Here is a 6,414-nt window from a genome sequence, read left to right as displayed (position 1 = left end):
CACCTCGCTCACGCCGCAGATGGCAAAACACCCGCATGCGCGGGCGTTTTTGTTTGGCGTCCCCAGGGGGATTCGAACCCCCGTACTCACCGTGAAAGGGTGATGTCCTAGGCCTCTAGACGATGGGGACATAACATATAGTGTCCAAGCTTTACTGCTAATCATTGGTGGAGGTAAGCGGGATCGAACCGCTGACCTCTTGCATGCCATGCAAGCGCTCTCCCAGCTGAGCTATACCCCCCAACAAAACACCCGCTTGCGCGAATATTTTTTAACTGGCATCCCTGACGGGTTTATCTCTACAAACAAACGCCCGCTGGTGCGGGCGCTTCGCAACAATCCTGCATGCAAGGCGCTCAGGCACCTTTCTCATGCATCAGAAAAGAAAAACGCCCGCTTGCGCGAACGTTTTTTATCTGGCGTCCCCAGGGGGATTCGAACCCCCGTACTCACCGTGAAAGGGTGATGTCCTAGGCCTCTAGACGATGGGGACATAATGTCCGGTAGTGCTCACTGCTGCTTCTTCTGGCATTTCAAAGAAGATAAAACTGGCGTCCCCAGGGGGATTCGCCCACATACTGCCGGCCGCTGTTGCGCTGGCAAGCGCAACCCTTCGAATCCTGCACGCAAGGTGCGCAGGCACCTCACTCACACCACAGATCGAAAAGCTGGCGTCCCCAGGGGGATTCGAACCCCCGTACTCACCGTGAAAGGGTGATGTCCTAGGCCTCTAGACGATGGGGACGTATAGTGTCCAAACTTTACTGCTTGCTGCCTGTCGCTGCAACTTTCATTGCCACAACATCTTCAGTCGCTGGTGGAGGTAAGCGGGATCGAACCGCTGACCTCTTGCATGCCATGCAAGCGCTCTCCCAGCTGAGCTATACCCCCTTGCGAAGAAGCGAGATTATAGCAACGTTTTATTGGAACGTGCAATGACTGTTTTCAGTTTTTCTGAAATATTACGCCAGGCCTTTTTTCAGGCGTTCCAGCACGACTTCACGACCAAACAATTCGAGCACGACATCGATTGCAGGTGTCTGCAACTGACCCGCCACCAACAGACGCAACGGCATCGCCAATTGCGGCATCTTCAGTTTGTGCTCGGCCAATACTTCCTTGATCATCGGCGCCAGCGCGTCCTTCTTCCATTCAACAGTAGCGCAGCGTGCGGCAAAATCCTGCAGCACCGGCTTGATGGCGTCGGTGACATGTTGTGCCAGCAACGCCGCATCCGGTGCGGGTTGCCGATAAAACATCATCACTGCGGCCGCAATATCGTTGACGGTATTGGCGCGCTCTTTGAGCAAACCGATGGTCAGTTCCAGCGACGGCGCGCCATCCAGTTGTGCACCTTCTTTTTCCAGCAACGGCCGCACCAGCTTTTCCAGACGCGCATTGTCAGCCAGCTTGATGTAGTGATTGTTCAGCCAGGCCAGTTTTTCCTGATTGAATTGCGCCGGCGATTTCGACAAGTGGTCCAGGTCGAACCAGCCGCAGAACTGCTCCATCGAGAACACCTCTTCGTCACCGTGGCTCCAGCCCAGACGCGCCAGATAATTCAGCATCGCTTCCGGCAGATAACCTTGTGCCGGGTAATCCATGACGCTGACCGCGCCGTGACGCTTGGACAGCTTTTCACCATCGGCGCCGAGAATCATCGGTACGTGGCCATACAGCGGCAACGTGCCGCCCAGTGCTTTCAGAATATTGATCTGGCGCGGTGTATTGTTGACATGGTCATCGCCGCGAATCACGTGCGTGATCTTCATGTCCCAGTCGTCCACCACCACGCAGAAATTGTAGGTTGGCGTGCCGTCCGGACGGGCGATCACCAGATCATCCATCTCGCGATTGGAAATCGTGATGGTGCCCTTGACCACATCGTCCCAGGTCACATCGCCATCGAGCGGATTCTTGAAGCGCACCACCGGCTTGCGATCGGCCGGAATCGCCGGCAAGGTCTTGCCCGCTTCCGGCCGCCAGGTGCCGTCATAGCGCGGCTTGTCGCCGGCGGCGCGTTGCCGTTCGCGCATCGCTTCCACTTCTTCCGGCGACGAGTAACAGTAATACGCCGTGCCCTGCGCCAGCATTTGCGCCAGCACTTCGCGATAGCGGTCCATGCGCTTCATCTGATAGAACGGACCTTCGTCATGGTGCAAACCCAGCCATTGCATGCCGTCGATGATGGCTTGCACTGCTTCCGGCGTGGAACGTTCGACATCGGTATCTTCGATACGCAACACGAAGGTGCCGCCGAAACGGTGTGCATAAGCCCACGAAAACAGCGCCGTACGGGCGCCGCCCAGATGAAGATAACCGGTCGGGCTGGGCGCAAAGCGGGTGCGTACGGGGGTGTTGGCTGTTGTCATCGTAAGTAAAAACGGCCTTGGGATACCAAAGCCGTTATCTGCAAAATGGGAAAGTCGTCATTTTACCGTGTTGCCTGCCGCGAGGGAATGCAGCCGGCAACATGGCGCCGCTACTTGACCAGCTACTTGACGGTGATGTTGATGGTCTTGCTCAAGGCCGGACCATACGACTGATGCGCGCCATTGGCGAACTGCGCGGTCAGCTGGTACTTGCCCGGCGGCAGCGTGACGCTGGCTTCGGTCTGCCCCTTGCCGTAATGCAGATGGGTGGCATCCATCGGAATGGCTTCGCCGGCCGGAATGCTGCCGCTGTTGATCAACAGGTGATGATGACCGGTATTGGGCGTCATGTCGCCGGCCGGTTTGATCTCCATGCCGCTGACGCCAAACCTGACATCAAACGGGCTGGTGACAACCGCGCCATCCTTCGGCGCCAACAGGGACACCGATGCATCGGCGGCCTGTGCAAACGGTGCCAGCAAGGCAGCACTACAGAACAACAACAGGGCAAGTCGGGATTTCATGGTGTTTCCTCCAGAAGGATCGTTCATTCATGGTTCATAAAATGGCCCCGGACCTGCCCTGCCGCCAGCGCACGTGCAATCGTGCTGCAATCAGTCGTTCTGAATCACGATGCTCGGGAACTTGCTGGTCATGTCCTTGGCCTTCTCCGCCACTTTGACCGCGACCTTGCGGGCAATGTTCTTGTAAATTTCTGCAATTTGTCCATCCGGCTCTGCCACTACCGTCGGCCGCCCGGAATCAGCCTGTTCGCGGATCGCCATCGTCAGTGGCAAGGCACCCAGGAAGTCGACGCCGAAGTCGGCACACATCTTTTCGCCGCCGCCGGCACCGAAGATGGCTTCGGCGTGACCGCAGTTGGAACAGATATGGGTACTCATGTTTTCGACGATGCCCAGAATCGGAATCCCGACCTTCTCGAACATCTTCAAGCCCTTGCGCGCATCCAGCAAGGCGATGTCCTGCGGCGTGGTGACGATCACGGCGCCGGTTACCGGCACCTTTTGCGACAAGGTCAGCTGTACATCACCGGTCCCCGGCGGCATATCCACGATCAGGTAATCAAGATCGCGCCAGTTGGTCTGATCCAGCAATTGCTGCAAGGCCTGCGTGACAATCGGCCCGCGCCAGACCATCGGTTCATCAGGATCGATCATGAAACCGATCGACGACACTTGCAGGCCGTGATTTTCCAGCGGCTCCATGGTTTTGCCGTCCAGTGTTTCGGGCCGGGCACTGATACCCATCATCATCGGTTGCGACGGACCGTAGATATCGGCATCCAGAATCCCCACCTGCGCGCCTTCGGCAGCCAGCGCCAGCGCCAGATTCACGGCAGTCGTCGATTTGCCGACGCCGCCCTTGCCGGACGCCACTGCAATGATGTTCTTGACGTTGGATTTGAGCTTGAGGCCGCGCTGCACGGAATGCGCGACGATCTTGAAATAGACATTGGCCGCAACGCTGGTGACACCCGGCAAACCTTGCACTGCCGCCTGCGCGGCACTGCGAATCAATTCGATCTGGCTCTTGGCCGGATAACCGAGTTCGACATCAAAGGCAACCACACCAGCTTCTGCCTTGAGATTTTTGACCGCCCTGCCAGTAACCAGATCCTTGCCGGTATTCGGATCAATGACTTGCGCCAGGGCGGCCTTGACTGCTTCTACGGTGATGCTCATTACCTCTCCTTGTTCGATACCCGCAAGTCTAAACCAATCGGATCATGGCCGTCGCAACATTGCAGATTGCCGGGGCGACAAGATTCCGGCTCCATGCCTCGGACATTTGCCGCCAATACGGCATAAAAGCCGGCGATCCGGCACCTGCGGCAGCCTGTGCAAGCAGCATTTTCTGTATATATAAGCGCCAAACCCGATACGGCTGCTAAAATTACCCTCTTTTCCACCCACACCAACCCCAAGCATCGCCAATGAGCACCTCATCAGCCCGTCAACTCTTCGTTACCACCGCCCTCCCCTACGCCAACGGCGCGTTTCACATCGGCCACATCATGGAATACATCCAGGCCGACATCTGGGTCCGGTTTCAGCGAATGCAGGGCCATGAGGTACATTTCGTCGGTGCCGATGACGCCCATGGCGCGCCGATCATGATCGCCGCCGAGAAGGCCGGCGTGACGCCACAGCAATTCGTGGCGGGCATCGCTGCCGGGCGCAAGCAGTATCTGGACGGTTTTCATATCGCCTTCGACAACTGGCACTCGACCGATGGCCCGGAAAATCATGCCCTGTCGCAAGAAATTTACCGTTCGCTGCGCGACAACGCCAAGCTGATCACCACCAAAACCATCGACCAGTTCTACGATCCGGTCAAAAACATGTTCTTGCCGGATCGCTATATCAAGGGCGAATGTCCCAAGTGTGGCGCCAAGGACCAGTATGGCGACTCCTGTGAAGTCTGCAGCGCGGTGTATGCGCCGACCGACCTCAGGAATCCGTACTCGACGCTGTCCGGCGCGACCCCGGTGATGAAATCATCGGAACATTTCTTCTTTACCCTGTCGGATCCGAAGTGCGTGGCCTTTTTGCGCGAATGGGCGCTGGAGGGCAACCGCCTGCAACCGGAAGTGGCCAACAAGGCACGCGAATGGCTGGATGGCAAGGATGGCGAAGGCAGCGGTCTGGGCGACTGGGATATCAGCCGCGATGCACCGTATTTCGGCATCGAAATTCCGGATGCCCCGGGCAAGTACTTCTATGTCTGGCTCGATGCGCCAATCGGCTATCTGGCGTCGCTCAAGAATTACTTCGACAAGACCGGCCGCGATTTCGATGCCTTTATGGCCGACCCGGACACCGAGCAATATCACTTCATCGGCAAGGACATCACGTATTTCCATACCCTGTTCTGGCCGGCCATGCTCAAGTTCGCCGGCCGCAAGGTGCCGAACAATGTGTTCGCTCATGGCTTCATTACCGTCAGCGGCGAAAAAATGTCGAAATCGCGCGGCACCGGCATTTCGCCGCTGCGCTATCTCGACATCGGCATGAATCCGGAATGGATGCGCTATTACATTGCCGCCAAACTCAATGCCAAGGTCGAAGATGTCGATTTCAACCCGGATGACTTCGTGGCCCGCGTCAATGCCGATCTGATCGGCAAGTACGTCAACATCGCCAGCCGTGCTGCCGGCTTCATCGCCAAACGTTTCGACGGCAAGCTGAGCATGGCCTGGGCCGTCAGCGGCGACGCCTTCCTCGACAAACTGCGCAATGTGGCGCCGGAAATCCAGGCGCTGTATGACCAGCGCGAATACGGCAAAGCGCTGCGTGCCGTCATGGATCAGGCTGATGCCGTGAATGCCTACGTCGATGCCAACAAGCCATGGGAACTGGCCAAGGACAGCAGCAAGGACGCGCAATTGCATGAAGTCTGCAGCCGCTTGCTGGAGGCCTTCCGCATCCTGACCGTGTACCTGAAACCGGTATTGCCGCAACTGGCAGCGCAAGTCGAGAGCTTCCTGAATGTCGCGCCATTCCAATGGAGCGACGTCAGCAACGCCCTGCCCGACGGCCACGTGATCAACGCCTACAGCCATCTGATGACCCGGGTCGAACCGAAAATGCTGGATGCCTTGTTCGAAGCGCCGGAAGCGCCCGCCGCAGCCGAACCTGCCGTGGCCGAAAGCAGCATCGAAGAACCGGCGCCGGAAATCAGCATCGATGACTTTGCCAGGATCGATTTGCGCATTGCCAAAATCGTCAATTGCGAAGCGGTCGAAGGATCGACCAAGTTGCTGCGCCTGACGCTTGATGCCGGTGAAGGCAAGACCCGCAACGTGTTCTCGGGCATCGCCTCGGCCTACAAACCGGAAGAGCTGGTCGGCAAGCTGACCGTAATGGTGGCCAATCTGGCGCCGCGCAAGATGAAGTTCGGCATTTCCGAAGGCATGGTGCTGGCAGCCTCGGCCAAGGATGAAAAATCCAAACCGGGCATTTATGTACTCAACCCATGGCCCGGTGCAGAACCAGGCATGCGGGTACGTTAAACCGCCTGG

General features: G+C 57.6%; 4 protein-coding genes and 5 tRNA genes. 1 reads left to right on the top strand and 8 read right to left on the bottom strand.

Annotated elements, in window-relative coordinates; genetic code table 11:
* Positions 1-54: 54 nt before the first annotated feature.
* From AKL27_RS21205 to apbC, 8 genes are all read right to left on the bottom strand, one after another.
* Positions 55-130: transfer RNA gene (locus tag AKL27_RS21205), tRNA-Glu, on the bottom strand.
* A gap of 35 nt (positions 131-165) precedes the next feature.
* Positions 166-241: transfer RNA gene (locus AKL27_RS21200), tRNA-Ala, on the bottom strand.
* Between the two features lie 176 nt (positions 242-417).
* Positions 418-493: transfer RNA gene (locus AKL27_RS21195), tRNA-Glu, on the bottom strand.
* Positions 494-669: 176 nt separating this feature from the next.
* Positions 670-745, bottom strand: a tRNA-Glu gene (locus tag AKL27_RS21190).
* Between the two features lie 70 nt (positions 746-815).
* Positions 816-891: transfer RNA gene (locus AKL27_RS21185), tRNA-Ala, on the bottom strand.
* A 71-nt stretch (positions 892-962) separates the two neighbouring features.
* Positions 963-2,372 carry a glutamate--tRNA ligase gene (gene gltX / locus AKL27_RS21180; protein WP_050464853.1) on the bottom strand — a complete coding sequence of 470 codons (1,410 nt, stop codon included), beginning with the start codon at positions 2,370-2,372 and terminating at the stop codon, positions 963-965.
* Between the two features lie 122 nt (positions 2,373-2,494).
* The gene (locus tag AKL27_RS21175; RefSeq protein ID WP_050464852.1) at positions 2,495-2,896 is read right to left on the bottom strand and encodes a DUF4399 domain-containing protein; all 402 of its coding nucleotides are present in this window, start codon (positions 2,894-2,896) and stop codon (positions 2,495-2,497) included.
* Positions 2,897-2,986: 90 nt separating this feature from the next.
* Entirely contained in the window at positions 2,987-4,075 is a 1,089-nt protein-coding gene (gene apbC, locus AKL27_RS21170; protein WP_050464851.1) for an iron-sulfur cluster carrier protein ApbC, read from the bottom strand.
* A 251-nt stretch (positions 4,076-4,326) separates the two neighbouring features.
* Between apbC and metG the strand changes: the two genes are divergently transcribed.
* On the top strand, positions 4,327-6,405 hold the full coding sequence (metG, locus tag AKL27_RS21165) for a methionine--tRNA ligase (RefSeq protein WP_050464850.1): 2,079 nt from the start codon (positions 4,327-4,329) through the stop codon (positions 6,403-6,405).
* The last annotated feature ends 9 nt before the right edge of the window (positions 6,406-6,414 follow it).

The organism is Herbaspirillum autotrophicum (assembly GCF_001189915.1).
In the GTDB taxonomy this organism is placed as follows: Bacteria; Pseudomonadota; Gammaproteobacteria; order Burkholderiales; family Burkholderiaceae_D; genus Herbaspirillum; species Herbaspirillum autotrophicum.
This window is presented reverse-complemented; position numbering and strand designations above follow the sequence as displayed.